This window comes from Paenibacillus sp. MCAF9, assembly GCF_052114265.1.
Lineage (GTDB): Bacteria > Bacillota > Bacilli > Paenibacillales > Paenibacillaceae > Pristimantibacillus.
Genome location: NZ_JBFREL010000004.1, coordinates 89,718 through 112,373 on the forward strand (window position 1 = coordinate 89,718; position 22,656 = coordinate 112,373).

Sequence of the window (22,656 nt, forward strand, 5' to 3'; positions counted from 1 at the left end):
AAGCTAACCTTGTCCTACAAGTTCTTCCATTGCACTATTTACCGTTGGATAGCGGAACACAAACCCGTTTTCAAGCGCTCTGCTTGGTAAAGCTCGCTGTCCGTCTAATAGAAGTGTGGACATTTCACCAAATAATGTTCGCATCACAAAAGCTGGAACCGGGAACCAATGAGGCCGGCCCATTGCTTTGCCAATGGCTCGACCAAATGAATCATTTGTTACAGGTTCAGGTGAAGAAGCATTTATGGGTCCTTCAATAAAGTTGTTGTCCAAAATAAATAGGATTAGCCGAATCATATCCTCAAGATGAATCCAAGACAGCCATTGTTTGCCGCTGCCGATCTTACCTCCGCCGAACAAGCGATAAGGCATAGCCATTAAAGGAAAAGCGCCTTCCTTTTTGTCTAAAACAACGCCCACACGAAGCTTAACAAGCCGCTCAGCTGGTATGCTGTCTGCGGCCTGTTCCCATTTCTGAACGACTTCGGATAAGAAATCGGTAACTTTAGTCGGGCTTGATTCATCAAAAATACCGTCTGCTGATATGCCATACGCAGAAATGCCGGATGCATTAATGACAAGCGGCGGCTTGCGCTCGAGCGATTGTACAAGCTTTGAGATGCGGGCGGCGGCTGTTAGTCTTGAGTCCATGACACGCTTCTTGGCAGCTTGATTCCATCTTTGATTAATGGATTCACCTGTGAGATTGACTATGGCATCTATGCCTTCCAGCAAAGCTGGAGCAGCTTCGAGTTCATCCCAAGTTAATTGGTTAAACCCGTTGCGTTTGGATTGATTTTTAGAACTAGTTCTGGAAATAATCCATACTTCATCATTTCTCTCAAGCAAAGCCTTGGTAAGCGCCCTTCCGATAAACCCAGTTCCTCCAGCTATCGCAACCCGCATCCTCGTTCGCTCCTTCAATTCACCCATTACTTCATTTCATTGATTACTTTATTTCTTCAATTTTAACTAACCAATTTTGTTTGAGAGTTGCTTCACCTTCAATGGCTTTTTCCGAATACTCAAATTTCACTTTAGCATCGTCCGGCAATGCTTCTAACGTGCTTTTTTGGTCATCTGTTACTTGAAGTGCAATTGCACCGGCAGCTGTTTCTATTTCTATAGAGTGCGAGTCGCTTAGACCGCTATAAATACCTTCATTCACTTTGTTTGGCGCTGCTGGATCCTCGATCGTACCGTTGTTGTTTGTTGCAGTATCTGTCGGTTCCGGTGAAGAAAGATCAGGATCAATGACACCATTATCTTCTGGCAACTGAGTAATAACTGGTCCATCAGTTGGACTGCCTTGCTGTTCGTTTCCTGCATTAGTATTGCCACCGCCACATGCGGATGTTGCGAGCATAACAGCTAGAAGAACGGCTCCTGCTGTCGCTGCTTTTTTGTTTCTTCTTCGCTTCGATGAGTTCATCATGAGAACCACCTCCTGTAATTAATAACGAAATAGATGAGTATTAGGTTACATTTTTATATATAACCATAAAATACGAGTATGAAGCATGTATATAAGGGGGTCATTAATTTACGATTAAATATAAATAAGTTTAAGCCGCACTGATGCGGCTTAAACTTATTTATTAAGTAGATGCTTATAGGGAGTATAGTCGATTCCTTGACGGTCAAGAAAAGTAACAAGACTACGGTAATCACGTTTTGGAGTTGCTCGTATGTAACCTTCGATACAATGCTCGCGCGTAACGGATGATGCGCCATGTTCGATCGCCACTTGACCAATCTTAGCTGCGATAGAATGTTTAGCTATATCACGAAAAGCGCTTGGCACTGGGGAAACAAGCTCGTCCAGCAAACTTTTGGAATCATCATTCCACATGCTGCGACTGCGATCTACCCAGTAGTTTTGCCAATCGAGCTTAGACTTGCCGTCTCGCATCGGAAGCACCTTGAGAAATTTTCGAAACATGAAAAATCCGCCAATCGACATAGCCGCAACCATGACGACCGCCCAAAAAACGATAAAATACATAAACCAGTCGGGGGCAACTTTCATACGTGTCTTTCACCTCAATAATGAATTATACCGTATTCCTAGATTTATTTCGACATTCCTTAAAAATTCCCTTGATTTATAAGGTCTCAGAGGGGAAGGGGCTTAATCAGCCCCAATTTTAGCCCCAATGACGATGTCTGTAAACACGGTTACTGCTTTGTTCTCCATCTCTTTAAACGAGTGTCCGTAAACTTTGTAGATCATCTCTACGCTGTTGCCCAGCCGGTCCGCTATGGTTTTAGGTGGCACACCATTATTGATTAATACCGTTGCATGCGTATGCCGTAATCCATGCGGAGTAATTCGTGTGATGGAGATTCCTTCTACATCCAAGTATTTATAGAGTTGCCGCAGAGTAAACTTTGCAACCTCTGTATTAATGGCCGTGCCTCCGTATTGGGATATAAATACATGGTCTGTTTTTTTATCTAGCTTCAAACCATACTTAAACTTAGTTTCGAGGCACCGCTTTTGATATGAAACCAATGTGTCGATAACAAACTGATCAACGGGAAATGTGCGATAACTGTTTTTGGTCTTCGGAGATCGTTCGCCGTGGCTATCCCTCGTACAATTAACAGTTATTTGATTTGTTTTAAAATTTATGTCTGCCCATTTGAGGCCTAAAGCCTCTCCAATTCGCATACCGGTATATGCGAGCAATACTATTATCGTATAGCCTGTTACGTTACAATATTTTTTTGCTGCGTCGATAAATATGTTTAATTCGTGTGGGGTCAGAAAATTAATTCTCTTTTCCCGTTCTTCAATGTTCACTTTTTTGAATCGATTACGAGTAATAATTTCTTCTTCTATCGCCGCGTTTATGGCTATTTTAAAATAATTGTGGTAAGTCGAAACAGTGCTGGGTTTGAATTTCTTTAGCAATGGTTTGATATACGTCCGCATATAAGTCGATCTATCAAACTCAACTAAATTATATCGGCCTAATAAGGGTTTCATATGTTTTCTGATCGCCTGCTGCCTTACTTTCCTGGTTGAAACCTCCCAGCTATCACTATACATTTCGTACCATGTATCAAGCCATTGCCCAATAGTCATGTGGTTGTGTTCGACTTTTTTTAGGTTGCCATTCAGAATATCAGACTTGACATGCAGCAGAGCCATTTCGGCAGCTTTTTCAGACATGAAACTACTTTCTTTTTTCTCCCTACGATTACCAAGAACATCATAGTATTTGTAGCGGTAACGGTATCTAATCTCACCGTTTTTCAGTCGGTACTCTTCAACTTCTTTTTCAGCTTTCTTCTTTGCCATTTGTCATCCATCCTTTTTTGCGTGGGTAGACGCTTTGACGGATGGCTAATATAGGAAAGCATTACCTGAATAGAATGTATGTTCTATTTTGGCGTATAATAAACAGCCTTGCGGCTGGAAAGCGTAAGTTTACAGGTTAATATATGACCTTTCATCGTTCCAGATATTTCTCTTTGGGGCTTTTTTGAGATGAGCAACCTCAATGGGAACACCGCTAGCAATGGCTGCTTCAAAGACAGTCAACCCGTTTAATAAAAGTTCGTCCGAGATCATGAGCTCAACTGCAAATTCATTTGCCTCACGTTCGATTTTCTCGATCGATTGCAGAGTGTTACGCCGTAGAAATGGTGTGTTTACTTTGGGATGCTGGATTGCATGCCCTAGCTCATGAGAGCATGTAAAACGCTGTTCTTGCTCGTCCATATCAGAATTTATGTGAATCATCGGAATTCGTTTATAAGTATTGAAATAACCCATCATGCCGCCTAAAGGCTCGAACAGAACAAGGATGTTTTTCTGAGCTGCAATTGTGAAGGGGTTGTTCGTTCCATATTTGCGGACCAGCTGACTGACTAGCAGCTTTATCGCCATCCGGCACGCTCCTTATTTATTTTTGTTAGGGTTAAATTTTTGTTTTGCCATCTGCTTCGCGAGACGTAAAGAATTCTCAAGTGATATTTTCATTAGTTCTTTTGTTTCATCATCCATGGGTTCCCCGTGAAACGACATAGCCTCTTTAGATCCCAATTCATTTATCATGTTCTCTAGGTCGGTAGCGATATCTCGTTCTTCTTTTACAGAAAGTGTAAGATTTGATCTTTGGTATTTAACTGTCTCAAGAGAACGTAAAACATCTACCGCAAATTCTTCGTCATCTTTTTCTCTAACAACATCAGTTAAATTAGAAGGCGTTATTTCAAAGTCAAGTTTATATCTTGTTTGTAAAGAGTGAATCTCAGATAGTATCTCCGATTCAAACTCTTTTTTAAAAAACCTTAAATGAAGCGGACCTTCAGATAGTTCCATGATAAGGAGACGGAGTCTTTCACTTAAATCCACATTAATGGAATTACCTACTAATTCATGAAGTTCTATCCTCAAAGCATTTTTAATTGCAATTAGTGTCTCCAAACTAGGATTATATCTGGATCGTTCAACATCTGCTAAATAAGATCTGGATATGTTGGATAGTTTCGCTAGATCTTCTTGAGTTAGCTTTCTTTGTTTGCGAAAATCCCTTATTTTTTCTCCTAGAGTCATTTCAATTTCTCCTTTGAAATACTTGTTATTCCGACTTTAATGTTATTGTAGCCAACTTTTGTCGGAATAACAAGTATTTTTATGACGGAAATACAAGTAATTAAAAGATTGAGGTACCATTCAAGAGAAAACGGTTAATTAGTTCAATATTTTAGTACTATATGGGCGTATATAATGATTTACACAATGACGGAAATACAATACATTTATACGTGAGAGGGAGGTGAGATAAATGGGTGAGTCTAGACTTTTAGGTAATCATATTCGCTCAAAGAGGAAGGAAAAGAAACTTCGACAAGAAGATGTTTCTGATTCCACAGGTCTTTCTAGAAATTATATATCAGATATCGAATGCGGTAGGTATACTCCAAGTGTTGATGCTCTATCTAAGATAGCAGCATGTCTTGATTTGGATCTCAATGTACTTAAAATGACGGAAATACAAGTTGAATAAACGGGATGCTCTGAATGTGAGGTGACTTGAATGATTCCGGCGGAAGTCAAAGTCAGAATAGACGAAAAAGCAATCCAAGAGTATGTACAGCAGGAGCTACAGAAACATGTTTACCAGCAATTGTTGCTAGTTGATATCAATCGACTGAGCGAAATGACATCTATGTCAGTAAGGTATTTGGAAGATGATATTTTATCCGATCCCAGAGTAAGGATTCATGAGCGCAAGAAGAACCGAAAGCGTTGGTGGATTGCACAACCTACATTTGAAGCGATTTTAGATATTGTGGACGGATGGTAAAAAAAAGCGTGGGTAGACGCTTTAATGGAATGGATAGTTTAGATCGAGCTAAACGCCGCTAGGGTGTAGCATAAATCGAAACCTTTTGACATCTTGAAGGGAGGTGAGAAGGATTGAACGTTACTGGATTTGTATGGCGTGAGCTGACATGTGGTGAGCGTATGGTATGTCTGGAATTTGCAGCATGGCAGAATCAAAAGCGCATGAAAAAGACCCTTGCGGGGTAGGAGCCGCAAAGGTCTCGAAAGACAAATTTAGTTACCGTCAGTGTATCACACTGCGGATAAAAGGAGAAGTGCTTTCATGTTAAAAGCTACTGGAATTGTTCGTCGTATTGACAATCTTGGTCGTGTTGTGGTCCCAAAAGAGGTTCGTCGTACATTTGGAATTGCTGAAGGAGATCCACTTGAAATATTCGTCAATGGTTCAGACATCGTCCTTCGCAAATACGCACCTGGTTGCACTTTTTGTGGTCGTTTGGATGATTTGAAGCCATTCCACGATAAATTGATTTGCTCCGATTGTGTGAAAGCCTTAGGGCAATAGGGGGCGTTGCTATTGTCTAAGGTAGCCATCCTATTGTTGCCGCCAGAGTGTGAAATCTGCGGTCAGGAAGTAGAGGTTCAATCTTTAAAAGTTTGGAACGGAATAGATGCTTGCCATTATTGCATAAACGAAATTAACGAGGAGGCAATTCAACATGCCAGTACAAATCACAATTAACGGTGAATCCGCCAAAGAAACGCTTAATGAACTTTTTAATCTTTCATCCGGTTTAGAAAATAGACAAGATTCAACTGCTGCACCGTTCGTGCCACAAGCTACAACAGCACCGATTCAAGCACCAACTCAAACGTATACTGCACCAACACAACAAGCGCAGCTACAGTATGGCGCACCAGCTGATACAGTTCCAACATCAGCAACTCCATCATATGTACAGGGAACCGTACCGCCTCAGCAGCCTGCACCGCCATCCGGTGTACCAACTATTGCTCAAGGTTACACCATGGAGCAGCTTGGAGTAGCAGCTGGCCCATTGGTTGATGCAGGTCAGGGTCCTACTCTCACTGGCTGGCTCCAGCAGTATGGCGCACAGTCACTAACGCAGCTACCTAAAGAGCTTTACGGTGAGTTCGCAACCTTCCTGCGTAGCTTGGGTGCAAAGATATGAGTCAAATTGCGCATGCAGAACGAGCGCATGCGTTGCTGTCAGCCAGTGGAGCACACCGCTGGCTGCACTGCACGCCTAGCGCAAGGTTAGAAGCAACGCTGCCAGATACAACAAGCAGCGCCGCACAAAAGGGTACACACGCTCACGAGATGGCAGAGCTCAAGCTTCGTAAGGTGCTTGGCATTGATCCCTTAACGGCACGTAAATACAACACTGCATTGAAGAAAATGAAAGAAAACGAGCTCTATGAAGTCGACATGGATGCGAACACAGATTTATATGTGGAATACATTCAGGCGCTTGTCCATGCTTTCCCTTCGCCGCCTTACATAGCGGTGGAGCGCCGGGTCGATCTTACTGCTTATGTGCCAGAAGCCTTCGGTACATCTGACTGTATTATTATCGGTAGCAAGCAGCTTCACATTGTAGATTACAAAAACGGCCAGGGCGTTCCAGTGCCGGCAGATAACAATCCTCAAATGATGCTTTACGCTCTCGGCGCACTTCGGGCTTACAGCTTGCTGTATGAAATCGAAACGGTTCATGTGGCCATCGTGCAGCCTAAAGTGTGGGATCAACCCTCTGTATGGTCGCTTCCTGCTTCGGAGCTACTAGCTTGGGGTGAATCGATTAAGCCGATCGCACAGCAAGCGTTCAACGGCGAAGGTGAATTTGTTGTCGGTGAACATTGTGGGTTCTGTCGGGCGAGGGATACCTGCCGCGCTAGAGTGGAACAGTTCTTCTCTGCAGCGGAAAAAGCGCCAATGAAACCGCCGCTTATTGGGTTGGACGAGGTTGCCGAGATCCTGAAGAAGGGTGACGGCATCGTTAAATGGTTCAACTCGCTGAAGGAGTCTGCGCTTGCTGAGGTCTTGAAAGGCAGGGACGTTCCCGGCTGGAAGGCAGTACATGGGCGTGGCGGACGAGATTTCGTAAATATCGATGCTGCCTTTGCGCACCTGCAGGCGAACGGTATCGATGAAGCACTGCTCTACGATCGTAAGCCGATTACGGCAGCTGCTGCTGAAAAGGTCCTTTCAAAGAAAACTTATACCGAGCTATTAGAGGAACAAGGTCACGTAATTAAGAAATCAGGAGCGCCAACGTTAGCACCTGCTGACGATCCGCGCGAATCTATTAGCAATGCTATATCGCCAGAACAAGCTTTTGGAACACCCATGGGAACATAGGTAGGAAATATCGCGGATTAACATATCGATCAAATGACATTAGGCCGCTGGTCAAGCGGCACTATCCGAGGAGGCAACAAACATATGAATAATCAAGTAGTAACGACAGTGACAACCGGTGAAGCTCGACTGAGCTTTGTACATCTATTCCAAGCCCATGCTAATAAGCCTGGTCAGGAACCGAAGTTCAGCAYGACGATCCTTATTCCTAAATCAGACACAGCCACTATGCAGCGCATCTACGCAGCGATCGAGTCAGCTATTCAAAAAGGAGTACAGACCGCTTGGAAGGGTGCTCGGCCACCGCAACCGAAAACACCCATTTGGGATGGTGACGGTGTAAGACAGAACGGTGAGCCGTTTGGTCCTGAGTGCAAGGGGCATTGGGTACTTACTGCAGGTAGCAGACAACAGCAGGCAATTGTTGATGCAAACATGAACCCAATTATTGATCAGACACAAGTCTATTCCGGAGTATACGCACGAGTAAATATCAATTTCTTCCCTTTTGATAACAGCGGAAACCGTGGTGTTGGTGCAGGGCTAGGTCCTGTTCAGATCCTCCGTGGCGGGGAGCCGTTAGGAGGTCGGATCAGCGCTGAACAGGCATTTGGAGGAGCTCCTGCAGGTGTAGGTTATCAGCAGCCTTCTCATCAGCCTCCTGCAGGATGGGAGCAAACAGCGCCACAACAATATGGTCAACAACCGCCTGCAGCTCCACCAGCATATGCACCTCAAGGTTATGGGCAACCTGCTCCACAGAGTTATGGCCAAGCACCACAGCAGCCGTATGGTCAGCCTCCAGTAGCTCCATATGGTGCACCACAACAAGGGTATGTGCCGCCAGCTGGACAAGCGGCTCCACAGAACGACCCGATCACAGGCAAGCCTTATCAAGGCGGCGTTTGGGGCATCTAACAAACTCAGGGGATTCGAAAGGGTCCCCTTTGTTTTGCCTAAAAGGAGGGCTTATGCGGACTTTATCGATAGATATTGAGACTTTCAGCAGCGTGGACATCAAAAAATCAGGTTCATATAAATATGCGCAATCGCCAGACTTTGAGATATTGTTGTTCGCTTACGCAATGGATGACTGTCCAATTCAAATAATTGACTTGGCACAGGGGGAGCTAATACCGCCTCATATTATTGAAGCACTATCTGATCGAAAGATCATGAAACACGCTTACAACGCATCATTCGAGTGGTATTGCATTAATCGTTTTGTTTACTCTCCGATCGAGCAGTGGCGCTGTACGCAAGTTCATGGCTTGTATTGTGGGTACACGGCGGGGCTAGGTGCAGTTGGTGAAGCATTAGGCATCCCACAGGATAAACGGAAGCTTGGAACGGGCATGTCGCTGATCCGGACGTTCTGCATCCCTACGAAGCCGACTAAGACGAACGGTCAACGGACTCGGACACTGCCGCATCATGAGCCTGACAAGTGGAGGCTCTTCAAAGATTACTGTGTGAATGATGTTGTAGCTGAAATGGAGATCCAGCGCCGGCTATCTTTTTTCCCAGTGCCAGATCAGGAGTGGCAGATGTGGCACCTCGATCAGAGGATTAATGCTCGCGGCTTGGCCGTGGATATGCAAATGGTCGAAAGCGCCCTAGCGGTAGACGAACAGGTGACTGCTGATCTCAGAGCAGAGGCTATAGCACTAACGGGGCTCGATAATCCGAAAAGCGTTCAGCAGCTTACTAAGTGGCTGGAGACAGAAACAGGGGAAGAGATTGCCAACCTGCAGAAGGGTACTGTCTCCAAGTTGATTGGTGAGCTCGATGAGGGCAACGCAAAGCGCGTGCTGGAGATCCGGCAAGAGCTTAGTAAGACTTCAACAAAGAAGTACGAGGCCATGCGACAGGCTGCATGTGCAGATGGCCGTATTCGTGGGCTCCTTCAGTTTTACGGAGCTAACCGAACAGGACGCTGGGCAGGACGGCTTGTGCAGATTCAGAACCTGCCTCGGAATTATCTTTCTACATTAGAGTACGCAAGGCAGCTCGTTGTGGAACAGAACGTGGCCATGTTGCGATTTGTGTACGGAACGGTTCCAGATACGTTATCTCAGCTAATCCGGACGGCGTTCATAGCGCCTTTTGGGAAAATACTTGGTGTTGCAGATTTCGCAGCGATCGAGGCACGCGTTATCGCCTGGCTAGCTGGTGAGCAGTGGAGGCTGGATGTATTTGCAACTCACGGCAAGATATACGAGGCTTCTGCTTCTCAGATGTTCGGTGTTCCGCTCGAGCGTATCGTGAAGGGTAATCCAGAATATGATCTACGAGCAAAAGGGAAAGTGGCCGAGCTTGCACTAGGTTACCAGGGTGGTAAAGGTGCGCTGATAAACATGGGCGCCTTGGATCAAGGGCTTACAGAGGGTGAGCTGCCGGAGATCGTGACGCGCTGGCGGAATGCCAACCGGCGAATTGTTGACCTATGGTATAGCTTGGAGGCTGCTGCGCTGGAAGTCATGGAGACAGGCGAGGCTGTAGGGGTTAAAGGGTTGATCTTTGCAAGAGAGAGCCACTTTGATACGAAGCAGGATTTCTTTACGATCCAGCTACCGTCCGGACGTAAGCTTTATTATGCCAAGCCATTTCTGAAAGAGAACGACTTTGGTAAGCATGCGCTTCATTATTGGGGAATGGACCAGCAAACGAAGAAATGGACGGTATTGAACACATACGGCGGCAAGCTTACCGAGAACGTGGTTCAAGCTATCGCGAGGGACTGTCTAGCTGTGACGCTTACTAAATTAGATATGGCTGGCTTCCAGACTGTTTTGCATGTGCATGACGAGGCGGGCATTGAAATAAATGACCCGAATGCATTGGATCAAGCTCTAGCGATCATGGCAGAGCCCATTCCATGGGCGAAGGGGTTACCGCTTAAAGGTGATGGTTTTACAACCACTTTTTATATGAAAGATTGATTCCATAAAGGAAGGAGAGACGAATTGAATAGGCTCTCCATTATCCATAAAATCGGTGATTTATCGGAGCAGAACTGCAGGAATTGTAAGATACGCCGCAAGCTAGTTAGGGAGCTTCCTCCAGGTAATACCGCGCCTGTTGACCATTATTGTCAGAACGAGTGCGATATAGGTATTGAGCTTCGTAAGCTAGGCGGTGAGCTGCTAACGATTAGCTCTAGCAGACGGAAATCTAAAATAGCAAAAGTAATTAAGGAGGAACAAGATATGTCTAGTGTAAAACGTGGACCTGTACCGAAGGATGCACCGAGCTGTGGACTGACAAAACAAATCTACATTGAGCAAATCGCTTCAGGTGAAACGAATGCCAGCATTGAACGGGCTTGGGGGATGAAAGCTAACACGCTGTATGAGTGGATCAAACGTTGGGATCTAAAAGGGCTCAAGGCAGAGACGGCGCAAGAGCTTCTGGAGGGCAAAGCCCCATTGCTTCGGTCTACGTCACCGACAGCGAAGGCAATCGAAGTGAAGGCTGTTGGTTTATCTAACCTCAACAGTCAACGGGATGCTGAACAGGTTAAAGTGTTGTCGGCCAAACTGCTAGATCGGAATGCGGCATTTGATCGGTTGCTGCTTGAGAACAAATCCCTTCAGGAGAAGTTAGCCGAAGAGCGGAAGATTGTAGCAGAGGTTACGGAAGACCGCGACCAATGGAAACTTCAGTCCAACTCTTATCGAGAGGATGCTTACAAGCAAGGGCTTGAACATAATGAGGCGCTGCAGGCTATCTCTGAACTAGAAGAAGAGAAACGTCTTCTGCTTGAGACGCTCGAAAGGGCAGCTACACCTAAGAGGGATCCAAATAGCACCTATCAAGCACTTGTTGAATTCGGCGCCCTTCAACCTGCCCGGGATAACGTGAATCACCCAGCTCACTATACAGCAGGCGGTATAGAGTGTATTGACGCGATTGAGGCAGCTCTTACCGGGTTAGCCGGGCCACAGGCATACAGCACAGGGGCGGCTATTAAATACCTGTGGCGCTGGAGCCATAAAAACGGTATTGAGGATTTGCGAAAAGCAGCATGGTACGTGAACCGGCTGATTGGAGAGGCGGAAGCGTAATGAGAGTTAGAGTTGAAATCGTGAATAAGGAACAGCTGCATAAGCTGTTCCTAGCTGGGATCCCTTTATCAGAGATTGCTAGGCAACTTGGAAGCACACACGGCAGCATCCGGACAATGATCTATCACGAAAGAGTACGCAATCCGCTAGAGTGGCCGCTTCGAGGGAATTATCCGAGAAAGTCCGAAGTTCCACCATTTATGATGCACCTTTACGAATGCGCGGATTGCGCGGTTACTTTTGGGGTAGAGGATTGTGAGGAGATTGACCATTCAGCAACAATCTGCCCAATCTGTGGTAGCGGTGATTCTATAGACGATAAATGTTATGGGAGGTTTGTTCCAACATCAAATGCAATATTACGTGATGGTACGTGATACAACATATTGAATACTCGGTGTGCATGACAGGAGGAAAAGCCAATGGAAGTCGTACAACCTATTCGAAGCATGGAAAAGCTGGAGCTTATGAAGTCGTCGCTGAGGAAACGGTCGGAGAGAGATTGGTTTTTGCTAGTCATGGGAATAAACGTAGGGCTGCGGATCGGTGACTTACTAAAGCTGCATGTCCGCGATGTACGGAATAAATCACACATCCGAATAATCGAAGGCAAGACCAAGAAGAAAAAGAGGTTTCCAATCAATTCGGAGCTTCGCGAGATCATCAACGCATATACGAAGGGCATGCCAGACAGCGCGCCGCTGTTCCCAAGCTATCGGACGAAGCAGAACATTGGACGTGTGCAGGCTTACCGCATTCTGAATTACGCAGCAGCCGAAGTCGGGCTGATAGAAATCGGCACTCATACGCTGCGGAAGACATTTGGATACCACTTTTACAAACGATATAAAGATGTGGCGTTGTTGCAGGAGATATTTAATCACTCGGCGCCAAGCATAACAATGCGCTACATCGGCATTAACCAGGACATTATAGACGAGGCCGTTGGGGGCTTCCACTTGTGAGGTGATTAAATTTGCTAGAGACGCAGCCAATAGTATTTTCAGAGGCTTGTGAGTTTGTGAAACAACATCATCGTCACCACATACCTCCGCAGGGCCACAAATTTAGCATAGCGGTTGCTGATGCGGATAAGGTTGTCGGAGTAGTCATGGTAGGCAGGCCAGTAGCAAGATCCTACGACAATGGTCGAACACTGGAAGTCATTCGTTGTTGTACGGACGGCACGAAGAATGCTGCATCAAAGCTGTACGCAGCTGCATGGACCGCGGCCAAGGCTATGGGTTATCGAAGGTTGGTCACCTATACACTAGTTGAGGAGCCAGGAACGAGTTTGCGGGCAGCGGGTTGGAAGGCGCTTCATCAAACGCGAGGAGGCAGTTGGGATACACCGACTAGACCTCGAATTGACAAGCATCCGACAGGCCAAAAGACGCTATGGGAGTTCATGGCGGAATGAACATTGCGTGAATACCGAAATACATGAGGGGGATTAAAATGGCTTTCAGAACAGATGAAATAACTACCTTTAGAACAGTTGTTATTTGCGACAGCTGCAAGTCTGAGAGAGAGTTGTCGTTAGGAAAAACGCCGCTAGGATTTGACAACAGAATGAATGGCGCGATCCATTTTGGATATACGTTTTTGAATACAGGTAAACAATTTATGAACTACTGCGAAAAATGCAAGCCCCAATTTACTGACGAACAGGTCTGAATAAGGAAATACATGAGGAGGGTTTTGAATGGTTTGTGCTTCAGCTGGTAAATACGATACTGATACAGGTAGGTATAGCTGCCAGATAACAGGAGATGATTGCATGTTTATGCGACCTGATTCTAAGGCTTGCGCTGAGATGTTTGGAGAAGGACCTGACGCAGATCATGGCGAGGAAGAGTGAACATCGTTTGGATAAAGAAGTTTATTATTCTTTAAAAATCGATCCGATTAGTTTGAAAAATTCTAGTGGTAAGCAAGCTAGTATTTGAATGATGCCTACAATAACTTGAACTATATTATCTTTATTATCTCTGCGGCTCATTACTCTAATCCACCTTTTTTATATGTGCAATAGGTATTTATTGGTAGTATATCACAGCTTATAAGCTGACGGACAGCTTGAATATTGAGAGACATGCGGAAAGTGCCCCCACTCGCATTACTTGACAGCGAGTGGGGCAGTCAGTAGGTGAGATTACGCAGTGAATTTTATATGTGCATTTGAGTTTCTTTTGGTGAAAAATGAATAAATGGCCTCATCAATTCCCGTCTTTTTACTTGTGATTTTACCATTGTGTTTCGCGCGATGGTTGTTATAGACGTTCATCGCCAGGATTGCATCAGGATCATTCATAGCTAGATGGAACTCGATTTTTTTCAGCACTTTACCTTTTCTTGGCATGGTAAAATTCCTCCTTTTTTATGTGCTATGTCTCTAACACATAACCTAATACTAACGATTTTTATATGCAAAACAATGTTAAAAATTGGAATTTTACCAGTTATTTAGTTAACGGCACTGCCCTTGTACGCGTCGCCGAGCCGACATTATCAACTGGGAAAAATGAAGAAATTTTTTTGAATTACCTTCAAAAGGAGAGCTGCTAGTCATGCAAAATGATAGACAACTAACCATATCGGCGGCTGGCAGCCGTCACAGTACCAACTGGCAGCCGCAAGTCCTCTATTGGTCGGAGATGGTGAACCGCCTCCGGACGGCTGCCCGAGGAACGGAGACACTTGCCGAATACCTCGCCATGCCAAAGGGGCAACAGGATGACTTAAAGGATGTCGGCGGCTTTGTGGCCGGCTCCCTCTCAGGTGGACGACGGAAGGCTGATGCCGTAACCGGGCGGGACGTGGCAACGCTAGACATGGACAATATACCTGCAGGTGGTACGGCCGATGTGCTTCGCCGCTTGGAGGGGCTTGGCTGCGGATATGCCGTATACAGCACACGTAAGCATGAGGAGTCGCGTCCGCGGCTTCGCGTGCTTGTGCCGCTTAATCGGACGGTGACGGCAGACGAGTATGAACCAATTGCAAGAAAGCTTGCCCAGATCATTGGGATCGAGCTTTGTGATCCGACGACGTTCCAAGCGGCTCGGCTTATGTACTGGCCGAGCTGCAGCGCGGATAGCCAATACGTGTATCAAGTTGGAGATCGACCTTTTCTTTATGTCGATGGTCTGCTTGGGATGTACGCTGATTGGCGCAACGTGGCGGAATGGCCACAGGTTCCGGGAGCTCAACAGACGCATGTTCGGATGGCAGCTAAGCAAGGGGACCCCACAACAAAGCCAGGCATCGTAGGTGCATTTTGCCGCATGTATGATGTGGCGCAGGCCATGGAGGCATTCTTGCCAGGGCTCTACCTTCCGACGGACGATGGCAGCGGGAGGCTGAGCTATGTCGGCGGATCCACAACAGGCGGTGCTATCGTTTACGATGACGGTGCGTTTCTATATTCACATCACTCTACTGATCCGTGCGGCGGTCGCCTTGTCAACTCTTATGACATGGTGCGCCTTCATAAGTTTGGTGATCAGGACGATGATGCCAAGCCAGGCACACCGATTAACAAGCTTCCATCTTACGCGGCGATGAGTGCTTTCGCCATGCAGCAAGAGCCGGTTGCCGAACTATTAATGCAGGAGAGGTACACGAAAGCCGTGGAGAGCTTCGCCGATGGTGAAGTACAGCAGACAACTTCTGCGCAGCCGAATGATATGTCATGGATCAAAAAGCTTGAAATCAACAACAGCGGTGTACCCGTTAAGTCGAGTAAGAACGTTCGAGTTGTACTGGAGAACGATGCTGCTTTAGCAGGTCGGATCCTTATGGATACTTTTGCGGATCAGCTCGTTGGCATTGCTCCGCTGCCGTGGCCGCCGCGTAACGTTGAGCAGGGTGCTTTTCAATGGCGGGACGATGACGACAGTGGGCTTCGTGATTACATTCACGGTGTGCTGCAGTTCCGGACTGAGGGTATTATCCAGGATGCGCTTGTGCTGTGTGGGCGAAAGAACCAGGTTAACCCTGTGACTAACTATCTGAACGACCTGCAGTGGGACGGGATCCCTCGGCTTGATCGTTTATTCATCGATTACTTAGGTGCAGCAGACTCTTCTTATGTTAGAGCAGTTACGCGAAAATCTTTCACGGCAGCCGTGGCACGCGCCATGCAGCCCGGACTTAAATATGATACGATGCCCGTCCTAACCGGAGCGCAGGGGCTTGGCAAGACGACCTTGCTGCAACGGATGGGGCAGCAGTGGTTTAACAATAGTATTGAAAGCTTTGAGGGGAAAGAAGCGGCGGAGCTGCTGCAGAACGCTTGGATCGTCGAGATCGGTGAGATGGGCGCTTACAGCAGGTCGGACGTCAAAATTATAAAAGGGTTTCTATCTCGAACAGAAGATCAGTATCGTGCGGCATATGCTCGCAAGACGGAAAAGCATCCGAGGCGCTGCGTCTTTTTTGGTACAAGCAATGACGATCAGTATTTGAAGGATCCGACAGGTGGACGGCGCTTCTGGCCAATCGACTGCGGCAAACAAGAGCGGACGAAATCTGTTTTCAGGGATTTGGATCCAGAGATTGAGCAGCTATGGGCAGAGGCCGTTATGCGATGGAGGATGGGCGAAGCATTGATTCTACCGAATGACCTTGAGCTTGAGGCTAAGCAGCAGCAAGAGCTTCATGCGGAAGCGGATCCGTGGGAGGGCATGGTTTCTGAATTTGTAGAGCGCAAGGTGCCGCCTGATTGGATGAATCGAAGCATTCAAGACCGTAAGCTGTTTTGGTCTAGTGAGTTTGGCCAGTACCAGGGCGAGCTTGTGGAACGTGACCGAGTGTGTGCACAGGAGGTTTGGCTGGAAGCCCTGCAAGGCGATGCAAGGGGGATGCGCCGAGCGGAGGCTGTACGGATTAACGCGATCATGGACCAGTTGCCGGGGTGGAAAAAGCGGCCTAATGTATTCAGATTCGGTTGCCATGGCGTGATTAAAGGCGGGTATTCCAGAGAGTAATCGCTGTAAACTTTGTCTGTAAACTTTCTATGCGGTTGTAAACTTTCTGTGTAAACCTTTGTAAACCTTAGGTTTACAGGCAAAGTTTACGGAAAAACCCAGCAGTATCAAGGCTTTTACCCACTTGTAAACCTTGTAAACTTTGTTTTCTATAGAGTTAAAAAATAGAGAGATTAAAGAAATTAGGGCGCGCACGTAACGCCTAAACCGCCTGATTCTGGACATATACGCGGGAGAGGTTACGAAAGTTTACAACGCCTAAATTTAAGGAGGGATGCAAAATGCTAGAGAAACAAATTGAGCAGTATTTGGTGAAACAGGTGAAAGCCTCTGGAGGCAGAGCTTATAAATTTGTGAGTCCAGGAAACAGCGGAGTACCAGACAGGATTGTCACATTACCGGGAGGCAGGATTGCATTTGCGGAGCTGAAGGCGCCGGGCAAGAAGCCTACGCCACTGCAGATGAACCAGCAACGTTTTATTGCAAATCAGGGATTGCCCGTTGTGGTAATCGATAGCAAGGAACAGGTAGATGACCTGATTAAACAGATGCAAGCAGAGGGAGGCATGCAGCTATGGGAGCAGTAGTCGAGAAGCCGAAAGCGAAGTTTATCCCGCATGCCTATCAGCGCTATTGCATCAACCGGCTGCTAGTCGATGAAGCCTTGGGGCTTCTGCTGGATCTCGGGCTAGGGAAGACCGTTATCACGTTGACAGCAATCAACGATCTGAAATATAACCGCTTTGCCATTCGCCGGACGCTTGTGATCGCCCCAAAGAAAGTAGCGGAGGCCACATGGACGAACGAAGCAGCTAAGTGGGAGCATCTGAAGCATCTGCGAATTGTGCCGGTGCTTGGCAATCAGGTGAAACGAATCCGGGCGCTGAACATGCCAGGCGATATATGGATTACTAACCGTGAAAACGTATCATGGATCGTCGATCATTACCGGAATGCATGGCCGTTCGATATGGTTGTCGTGGATGAGCTGTCTAGTTTTAAGAACCATCAGGCGAAACGGTTCAAATCACTGAGTTGGGTACGGAGCCATATCAAACGTATCGTTGGCTTGACCGGAACACCAGCACCTAATGGATTGTTGGATCTGTGGGCTCAGATCCATTTGCTAGATCAGGGGCAGCGGTTGGAGAAGAATATCACCGGATACCGGGAGAAGTATTTCGAACATAATTACAACGGATTTGGATACACAGCTAAGCCTGGCGCTGATGAGGTTATTCAGCGGAAGATTGCAGATATATGTGTTTCGATGAAAGCAGAGGATTATTTGGATCTTCCGGATCGCGTGGTTAACGTCATACCTGTTGTGTTGGATGATAAGGCACAGAAACAATACGATAAGATGGAAAAGGATTTGCTTCTGCAGATCGAGGATACCGAGATCACGGCCACGAGTGCAGCAGTGCTATCGGGCAAGCTGCTGCAGATGTGCAACGGGGCGATGTACGATGCAGAGCGTAACATTCATGAGTTACATGATTGCAAGATAGAAGCATTCATGGAGCTGATCGAGCAGTTGAATGGTAAGCCTGCACTGGTGTTCTATAGCTTTCAACACGACTTGTCGCGGATTCTAAAAGTTTTGAGTAAATCAGGTTTGCGGATTCGAGAGCTAAAAACGCCACAGGATCAGATTGATTGGAACACGGGGCAAGTGGATATCCTTCTTGCGCACCCAGCCAGCGCAGCCTATGGGCTTAACCTGCAGGACGGCGGCAACCACGTTGTATGGTTCGGGCTCAATTGGAGCCTGGAGTTATATCAGCAGGCCAACGGCCGTTTACACCGGCAAGGACAAAAGCAAAAGGTTATCTTACATCACTTGGTTGTGCAAGGCGGAGCAGACCAGGACGTAATGGCAGCGCTAGAAGACAAAGCGACAACACAAGACCGGCTGCTTACAGCTTTGAAAGCCAGAATTGAGAAAGCAGGTGAAGGAGCATGAACTACGAGGAGCAATTTCGCCGGTTCTTCCAGAAAGTAAAAACAATGTCGATCAAGTCATTTCAAGATGCAATGAACGTTTTGCATACAAGAGCTTACGCGGCAGCTGAGCGCCAATACGGCGAGGCAATGGACATCATACTAACGCCAAAGCAAAAGGCAGCCGTGATTGCAAAGGCTGCGGAGATCCGCGAACAATGGGACGGAATGAGTACAGTAACGACAGACAAAACAACAGCGGAAACCTTCATGACACACGGGGAGGGAACAGAATGAACCAGGTAACAGGCATTACTGCATATCAGGATGTATGTGCGGAGATCGAACTGCTGAAAATGCGAGCTGAGGATCAAGAGCGAGCTTTGAAATATGCCAGGCGTAAAATGCACAATAGCGGATTGCCTTGGTCGGCTGGTCAGCCGGTTGTTGTACCGCTGGACAAGGCATTGCAGGAGTATGACGAGGCGCTGACAACACTTCAAGAGACATTGGAGATGCTTCGAGCAAAAGAGAATACCCGGCAACGCATGGAGATTGCTATTGGGCAAATTAAAGGCTTAGATAAGGCGGTCGAGTATCAACGGGACGCGCTGGGTCTGCCGTTGAAGGTAATCGCTGAGCGCTTGGGGTATAGTGAGAGACACATAAAACGAATAAGCTCGCGGATCCCGCGCAGATCCAAGCGAACTCGAAAAGGATAAAGAGGGTACTTTTATGGCACCCACGCTATTGTAAATCCATGATATGCTTTTAACGTGACCCACTTAGGCGGTGATCGGTTATTCCGACGCCGTCTCACTGTACGGATATGGGTATGTGGGGGCGTTCCCGCCTGCCTTGGATGCAGGAAGTCGTTGGTTCAAATCCAGTTATCCGTATTTTTCATAACTCCTCTTCCTAGCCGATTCTTCGGAGGCGGTATTTTACATTATTCGACAATATCTCTTATGGACTAGTATGGGTATACATGGGAAAATAGTAATGTGTCGAATATTTTAGATACACCATGAGGGGGAAATCTAACAGATGAAATTGTTCTTAAGTTGGTCAGGAACCGAAAGTAAACAATTAGCAGTCATTTTTAAAGAATGGTTGCCAAATGTACTACAGTATACTCAACCATATATGTCCGCTAAAGACATCTTTTTAGGAGAAATGTGGAATAATAATATTCGAAATAACCTAGAAGAGTCTGTATTTGGTTTGATATTTGTAACACCTAACAATATAAACTCACCTTGGATAAATTATGAAGCTGGTGCTTTGGCGAAAACATTAGATTCAAAAGTAGTACCAATTTTATATAATGCAGATGTAATGATCTTAAATGAGGGCCCGCTTAAACAATTTCAATCCGCTAAAAGTTTAGGAAAAGAAGACGTATACAGTTTATTAAAGAGTATTAACAGTACTAATGAACAGGGGAAACTAGATGAATCTAGATTAGAAAAAGCATTTGAGGTATGGTGGCCAGAATTAAACGGCCAGATCAACAATATTACAACTGATGATAGTATCTCCCCAGTGGCTGAGCCATCAGAAAAAGATCTTTTAAATGTAATTTATTCTAAGGTCGTCGAACAGGAAAAGTTATTGAAAAGGGAAACAACGAATAAAGAAATGAGACCTTTTGTACCAAGCAAATTAATTCTAGATTTAAGGAAAGTTCATAAAGTATTAGTTGAAAGTCAAACTCAACTAGATGGCGGCCCATTCACAAGTGAATTTTTAGGTGAACAAGAAGATGGACGTATGCGTTTAGAGCGCGTAATAGACTTTTTAGAGTCGCGATTAGATGAGCAGAATTTATCTCGCAAACGTAATAAGGAATTTAACGTCGTTTGAGTATTGGTAAAAAAGCACCCTAACCGGTGCTTTTTATTTTGCAAAACAACATAAAGCCGGAGGTGGTGATAATGTAGCATGCATAGAAAAGCAGAAGCCGATTATCAGCGCGGCATGAAATACAAGGAGATAGCCAACAAGTACGGCGTATCACTTAATACTGTTAAGTCGTGGAAGCAGCGACATGGCTGGGAGCGTAAAAAGGGTGCACCCTCTCAAGAAGGTGTGCATACAAAAAAGCCTGGTGCACCGCCAGGCAATAAAAACGCTATAGGCAACAATGGAGGTGCGCCTCCTCGAAATAGCAATGCAGTGTCGCACGGCCTGTTTGCTAAATTTATGCCTGCTGAGTCGCTGGAGATCATGGAACAGCTCAAGCAACAGAGCCCGCTTGATATCGTTTGGGATAACATCATGATCCAGTACACAGCAATCATAAGGGCTCAACAGATCATGTACGTTAAGGACCAGAAGGACAGTACGAAGACGCTTGTTGGCGATAAGCCAGGGATGTTTGGTACAGAGAAGCGTTGGGAAGTACAACAAGCTTGGGTCAAGCAGGCAACCTTCTTGCAGGCGCAGAGCCGGGCTATGGGGACGCTTCAGAGCCTAATCCGCCAGTACGATGAGTTGCTGCGGACTGAGCTGGCTACAGAGGAGCAGAAGGCCCGTATCGATGTGCTGAAATCGAAGGTGCCGAACAAAGACGGCGTTGATCCGAACGCCCAGATAACGGCACTGGCGGATCTGATCAATAATCCGGCTCCTGAGAGGGTGCTGGACGATGATTGATTATGCGCCTCTGACGGCCAAGCAGGCCGATTATATACGTCGTAGTAAAGACTCATGGCTGAACGTGGCTGAAGGCGGCAAGCGAGCTGGGAAGAACATTATCAACCTTATCGCATACGCCATGTGCTTAGAGATCCATCCGGATAAGCTGCATTTGGTATTCGGGGTCTCCCTAGGTGCTGCTAAAATGAACGTAATCGACTCCAATGGCTTTGGGCTGCAATGGTTATTTGAGGGCCGCTGCCGTGAGGGTGAGTACAAGAACCGCGATGCCTTGTACATCCAGACAAAGACTGGCGAGAAGATTATCATTATCGCAGGCGGCGGGAAAGCGAACGATGCGGCCCGGATCAAGGGGAACTCCTATGGTACGGTATATGGCACTGAGGTCAACGAGTGCCATCAGTCATTTGTGCAGGAGGTATTTGACCGGACGCTGGCCAGTAGCTTCAGGCAGCTGTTCTTCGACCTCAACCCTAAGCCGCCGTCACATTGGTTCTATCGGGACGTACTGGACTACCAGGACGAGCTGCTTGATCGTGGAGATAATTCCGGTTACAACTACGGGCATTTCACGGTGTTGGGCAATCTGAGCATTCCGGATGACCGCCTGAAAACGGTGCTAGCCACTTATGACAAGGGGAGTTTGTGGTATAAAGCCGATATACTGGGCAAACGAACAGCTGCCACAGGGCGGATCTACACGGGCTACAGCAAGGCGGTTATCGTCACACGGCAGGACATAAGGGATTTCCGCTTTATTGAGTTTTCTATAGGCATCGACATAGGCGGCACTGACGCCACGGTAGCCACGCTGACAGGTATGACAGCCCGATATAAGGATGTCGTGTTGTTGGATGGCTATTATCATAAGCAGGGCAAAGAGTCAGGCTACACGCATGACAGGTATGCACAGGAGATCGTTGATAAAGTTGTTGAGTGGTCGGAAACCTATCCGGCTTTTTTGTCGTGTGCGCATATTTTCGCGGAGTCCGCTGACAAGTTGTTCAGGCAGGCGCTGGCTAATGAGCTGCGACGCCGCGGCATTCATATCCAAGTCGTGCCTGCTTATAAAAAAGAGGGCATCGTGGACCGCATCAGGCTAACGAACATCTTGATCAATCAGGGCCGCTATAAGGTCATGCAGCACCTTAAACAGTGGCTGGAGGCTTTGGAGAATGCGACATGGGACGAGAAAGAGCGAGTGGCTGGTGAGTGGGTACGGACCGATGACGGTAGTTACCCAGTGGATTGCCTGGACAGTAGCGAATACGCCGTACAGCCGTTTAAGCGGAGATTGGAGGTATAGGA

The 22,656-nt window shown here is 46.6% G+C and carries 27 protein-coding genes, 1 tRNA gene and 2 pseudogenes; 22 read left to right on the forward strand and 8 right to left on the reverse strand.

What is annotated here, in order from left to right:
- Positions 1-3: 3 nt before the first annotated feature.
- The 7 genes and pseudogenes from AB4Z45_RS08355 to AB4Z45_RS08385 all read right to left on the reverse strand — a co-directional run.
- On the reverse strand, positions 4-906 hold the full coding sequence (locus AB4Z45_RS08355) for a TIGR01777 family oxidoreductase (protein ID WP_441908686.1): 903 nt from the start codon (positions 904-906) through the stop codon (positions 4-6).
- A gap of 43 nt (positions 907-949) precedes the next feature.
- Positions 950-1,435, reverse strand: coding sequence for a hypothetical protein (locus tag AB4Z45_RS08360; RefSeq protein WP_339207515.1), 486 nt, complete (start codon positions 1,433-1,435; stop codon positions 950-952).
- 156 nt (positions 1,436-1,591) lie between these two features.
- Positions 1,592-2,029 carry a DUF2621 domain-containing protein gene (locus AB4Z45_RS08365; RefSeq protein WP_076271042.1) on the reverse strand — a complete coding sequence of 146 codons (438 nt, stop codon included), beginning with the start codon at positions 2,027-2,029 and terminating at the stop codon, positions 1,592-1,594.
- 102 nt (positions 2,030-2,131) lie between these two features.
- Entirely contained in the window at positions 2,132-3,307 is a 1,176-nt protein-coding gene (locus AB4Z45_RS08370) for a tyrosine-type recombinase/integrase (RefSeq protein ID WP_441908688.1), read from the reverse strand.
- 129 nt (positions 3,308-3,436) lie between these two features.
- Positions 3,437-3,898 (reverse strand): ImmA/IrrE family metallo-endopeptidase, encoded by a 462-nt coding sequence (locus AB4Z45_RS08375; protein WP_441908689.1) that lies wholly within the window; start codon positions 3,896-3,898, stop codon positions 3,437-3,439.
- A 12-nt stretch (positions 3,899-3,910) separates the two neighbouring features.
- Positions 3,911-4,111 (reverse strand): annotated as a pseudogene (locus AB4Z45_RS08380) (transcriptional regulator); the annotation flags it as partial.
- A 330-nt stretch (positions 4,112-4,441) separates the two neighbouring features.
- Positions 4,442-4,567: pseudogene (locus AB4Z45_RS08385) on the reverse strand (helix-turn-helix transcriptional regulator); the annotation flags it as partial.
- A gap of 232 nt (positions 4,568-4,799) precedes the next feature.
- On the opposite strand from AB4Z45_RS08385, the gene AB4Z45_RS08390 reads away from it, so the two are divergent.
- From AB4Z45_RS08390 to AB4Z45_RS08450, 13 genes are all read left to right on the forward strand, one after another.
- Positions 4,800-5,021, forward strand: coding sequence for a helix-turn-helix domain-containing protein (locus AB4Z45_RS08390; RefSeq protein ID WP_441908690.1), 222 nt, complete (start codon positions 4,800-4,802; stop codon positions 5,019-5,021).
- Positions 5,022-5,051: 30 nt separating this feature from the next.
- The gene (locus tag AB4Z45_RS08395) at positions 5,052-5,321 is read left to right on the forward strand and encodes a hypothetical protein (protein WP_441908692.1); all 270 of its coding nucleotides are present in this window, start codon (positions 5,052-5,054) and stop codon (positions 5,319-5,321) included.
- Positions 5,322-5,624: 303 nt separating this feature from the next.
- On the forward strand, positions 5,625-5,867 hold the full coding sequence (locus AB4Z45_RS08400) for an AbrB/MazE/SpoVT family DNA-binding domain-containing protein (protein WP_441908694.1): 243 nt from the start codon (positions 5,625-5,627) through the stop codon (positions 5,865-5,867).
- Between the two features lie 154 nt (positions 5,868-6,021).
- Positions 6,022-6,495, forward strand: a complete 474-nt coding sequence (locus AB4Z45_RS08405) for a hypothetical protein (protein ID WP_441908695.1) — start codon at positions 6,022-6,024, stop codon at positions 6,493-6,495.
- Positions 6,492-7,685, forward strand: coding sequence for a DUF2800 domain-containing protein (locus AB4Z45_RS08410; RefSeq protein WP_441908697.1), 1,194 nt, complete (start codon positions 6,492-6,494; stop codon positions 7,683-7,685). The genes AB4Z45_RS08405 and AB4Z45_RS08410 overlap by 4 nt, the downstream gene beginning before the upstream one ends.
- Positions 7,686-7,769: 84 nt before the next feature.
- On the forward strand, positions 7,770-8,603 hold the full coding sequence (locus AB4Z45_RS08415; protein ID WP_441908699.1) for an ssDNA-binding protein: 834 nt from the start codon (positions 7,770-7,772) through the stop codon (positions 8,601-8,603).
- 53 nt (positions 8,604-8,656) lie between these two features.
- The gene (locus AB4Z45_RS08420; RefSeq protein WP_441908700.1) at positions 8,657-10,627 is read left to right on the forward strand and encodes a DNA polymerase; all 1,971 of its coding nucleotides are present in this window, start codon (positions 8,657-8,659) and stop codon (positions 10,625-10,627) included.
- A 24-nt stretch (positions 10,628-10,651) separates the two neighbouring features.
- On the forward strand, positions 10,652-11,752 hold the full coding sequence (locus AB4Z45_RS08425) for a zinc-finger domain-containing protein (RefSeq protein WP_441908701.1): 1,101 nt from the start codon (positions 10,652-10,654) through the stop codon (positions 11,750-11,752).
- Entirely contained in the window at positions 11,752-12,129 is a 378-nt protein-coding gene (locus tag AB4Z45_RS08430; protein ID WP_441908702.1) for a hypothetical protein, read from the forward strand. Before AB4Z45_RS08425 ends, AB4Z45_RS08430 begins: the two co-directional genes overlap by 1 nt.
- A 45-nt stretch (positions 12,130-12,174) precedes the next feature.
- Positions 12,175-12,717: a site-specific integrase gene (locus tag AB4Z45_RS08435; RefSeq protein WP_441908703.1), complete on the forward strand. Its 543-nt coding sequence runs from the start codon at positions 12,175-12,177 to the stop codon at positions 12,715-12,717.
- Positions 12,718-12,728: 11 nt separating this feature from the next.
- Positions 12,729-13,172: an XF1762 family protein gene (locus tag AB4Z45_RS08440; RefSeq protein ID WP_441908704.1), complete on the forward strand. Its 444-nt coding sequence runs from the start codon at positions 12,729-12,731 to the stop codon at positions 13,170-13,172.
- Between the two features lie 38 nt (positions 13,173-13,210).
- Positions 13,211-13,429 (forward strand): hypothetical protein, encoded by a 219-nt coding sequence (locus tag AB4Z45_RS08445; RefSeq protein ID WP_441908705.1) that lies wholly within the window; start codon positions 13,211-13,213, stop codon positions 13,427-13,429.
- A 28-nt stretch (positions 13,430-13,457) separates the two neighbouring features.
- Positions 13,458-13,613, forward strand: a complete 156-nt coding sequence (locus tag AB4Z45_RS08450) for a hypothetical protein (RefSeq protein ID WP_441908706.1) — start codon at positions 13,458-13,460, stop codon at positions 13,611-13,613.
- Between the two features lie 294 nt (positions 13,614-13,907).
- Here AB4Z45_RS08450 and AB4Z45_RS08455 read toward each other — a convergent pair whose 3' ends face one another.
- A complete protein-coding gene (locus AB4Z45_RS08455; RefSeq protein ID WP_441908707.1) occupies positions 13,908-14,114 on the reverse strand; it encodes a hypothetical protein in 207 nt (68 codons plus the stop codon).
- A 208-nt stretch (positions 14,115-14,322) separates the two neighbouring features.
- On the opposite strand from AB4Z45_RS08455, the gene AB4Z45_RS08460 reads away from it, so the two are divergent.
- The 9 genes from AB4Z45_RS08460 to AB4Z45_RS08500 all read left to right on the forward strand — a co-directional run bounded on the left by AB4Z45_RS08460 (position 14,323) and on the right by AB4Z45_RS08500 (position 22,654).
- Positions 14,323-16,743: a VapE domain-containing protein gene (locus AB4Z45_RS08460; protein WP_441908708.1), complete on the forward strand. Its 2,421-nt coding sequence runs from the start codon at positions 14,323-14,325 to the stop codon at positions 16,741-16,743.
- A 281-nt stretch (positions 16,744-17,024) separates the two neighbouring features.
- A complete protein-coding gene (locus tag AB4Z45_RS08465; RefSeq protein WP_441908710.1) occupies positions 17,025-17,330 on the forward strand; it encodes a VRR-NUC domain-containing protein in 306 nt (101 codons plus the stop codon).
- Entirely contained in the window at positions 17,318-18,709 is a 1,392-nt protein-coding gene (locus AB4Z45_RS08470; RefSeq protein ID WP_441908711.1) for a DEAD/DEAH box helicase, read from the forward strand. The genes AB4Z45_RS08465 and AB4Z45_RS08470 overlap by 13 nt, the downstream gene beginning before the upstream one ends.
- The gene (locus AB4Z45_RS08475; protein ID WP_441908712.1) at positions 18,706-18,984 is read left to right on the forward strand and encodes a hypothetical protein; all 279 of its coding nucleotides are present in this window, start codon (positions 18,706-18,708) and stop codon (positions 18,982-18,984) included. Before AB4Z45_RS08470 ends, AB4Z45_RS08475 begins: the two co-directional genes overlap by 4 nt.
- Positions 18,981-19,409 carry a hypothetical protein gene (locus tag AB4Z45_RS08480; protein WP_441908713.1) on the forward strand — a complete coding sequence of 143 codons (429 nt, stop codon included), beginning with the start codon at positions 18,981-18,983 and terminating at the stop codon, positions 19,407-19,409. Before AB4Z45_RS08475 ends, AB4Z45_RS08480 begins: the two co-directional genes overlap by 4 nt.
- Positions 19,410-19,510: 101 nt before the next feature.
- A tRNA-Pro gene (locus tag AB4Z45_RS08485) sits at positions 19,511-19,586 on the forward strand.
- 148 nt (positions 19,587-19,734) lie between these two features.
- Entirely contained in the window at positions 19,735-20,553 is an 819-nt protein-coding gene (locus AB4Z45_RS08490) for a TIR domain-containing protein (RefSeq protein WP_441908715.1), read from the forward strand.
- A 78-nt stretch (positions 20,554-20,631) separates the two neighbouring features.
- Positions 20,632-21,345, forward strand: coding sequence for a phage terminase small subunit (gene terS, locus AB4Z45_RS08495; protein WP_441908717.1), 714 nt, complete (start codon positions 20,632-20,634; stop codon positions 21,343-21,345).
- Positions 21,338-22,654, forward strand: a complete 1,317-nt coding sequence (locus AB4Z45_RS08500; protein WP_441908718.1) for a phage terminase large subunit — start codon at positions 21,338-21,340, stop codon at positions 22,652-22,654. The genes terS and AB4Z45_RS08500 overlap by 8 nt, the downstream gene beginning before the upstream one ends.
- Positions 22,655-22,656 lie beyond the last annotated feature (2 nt).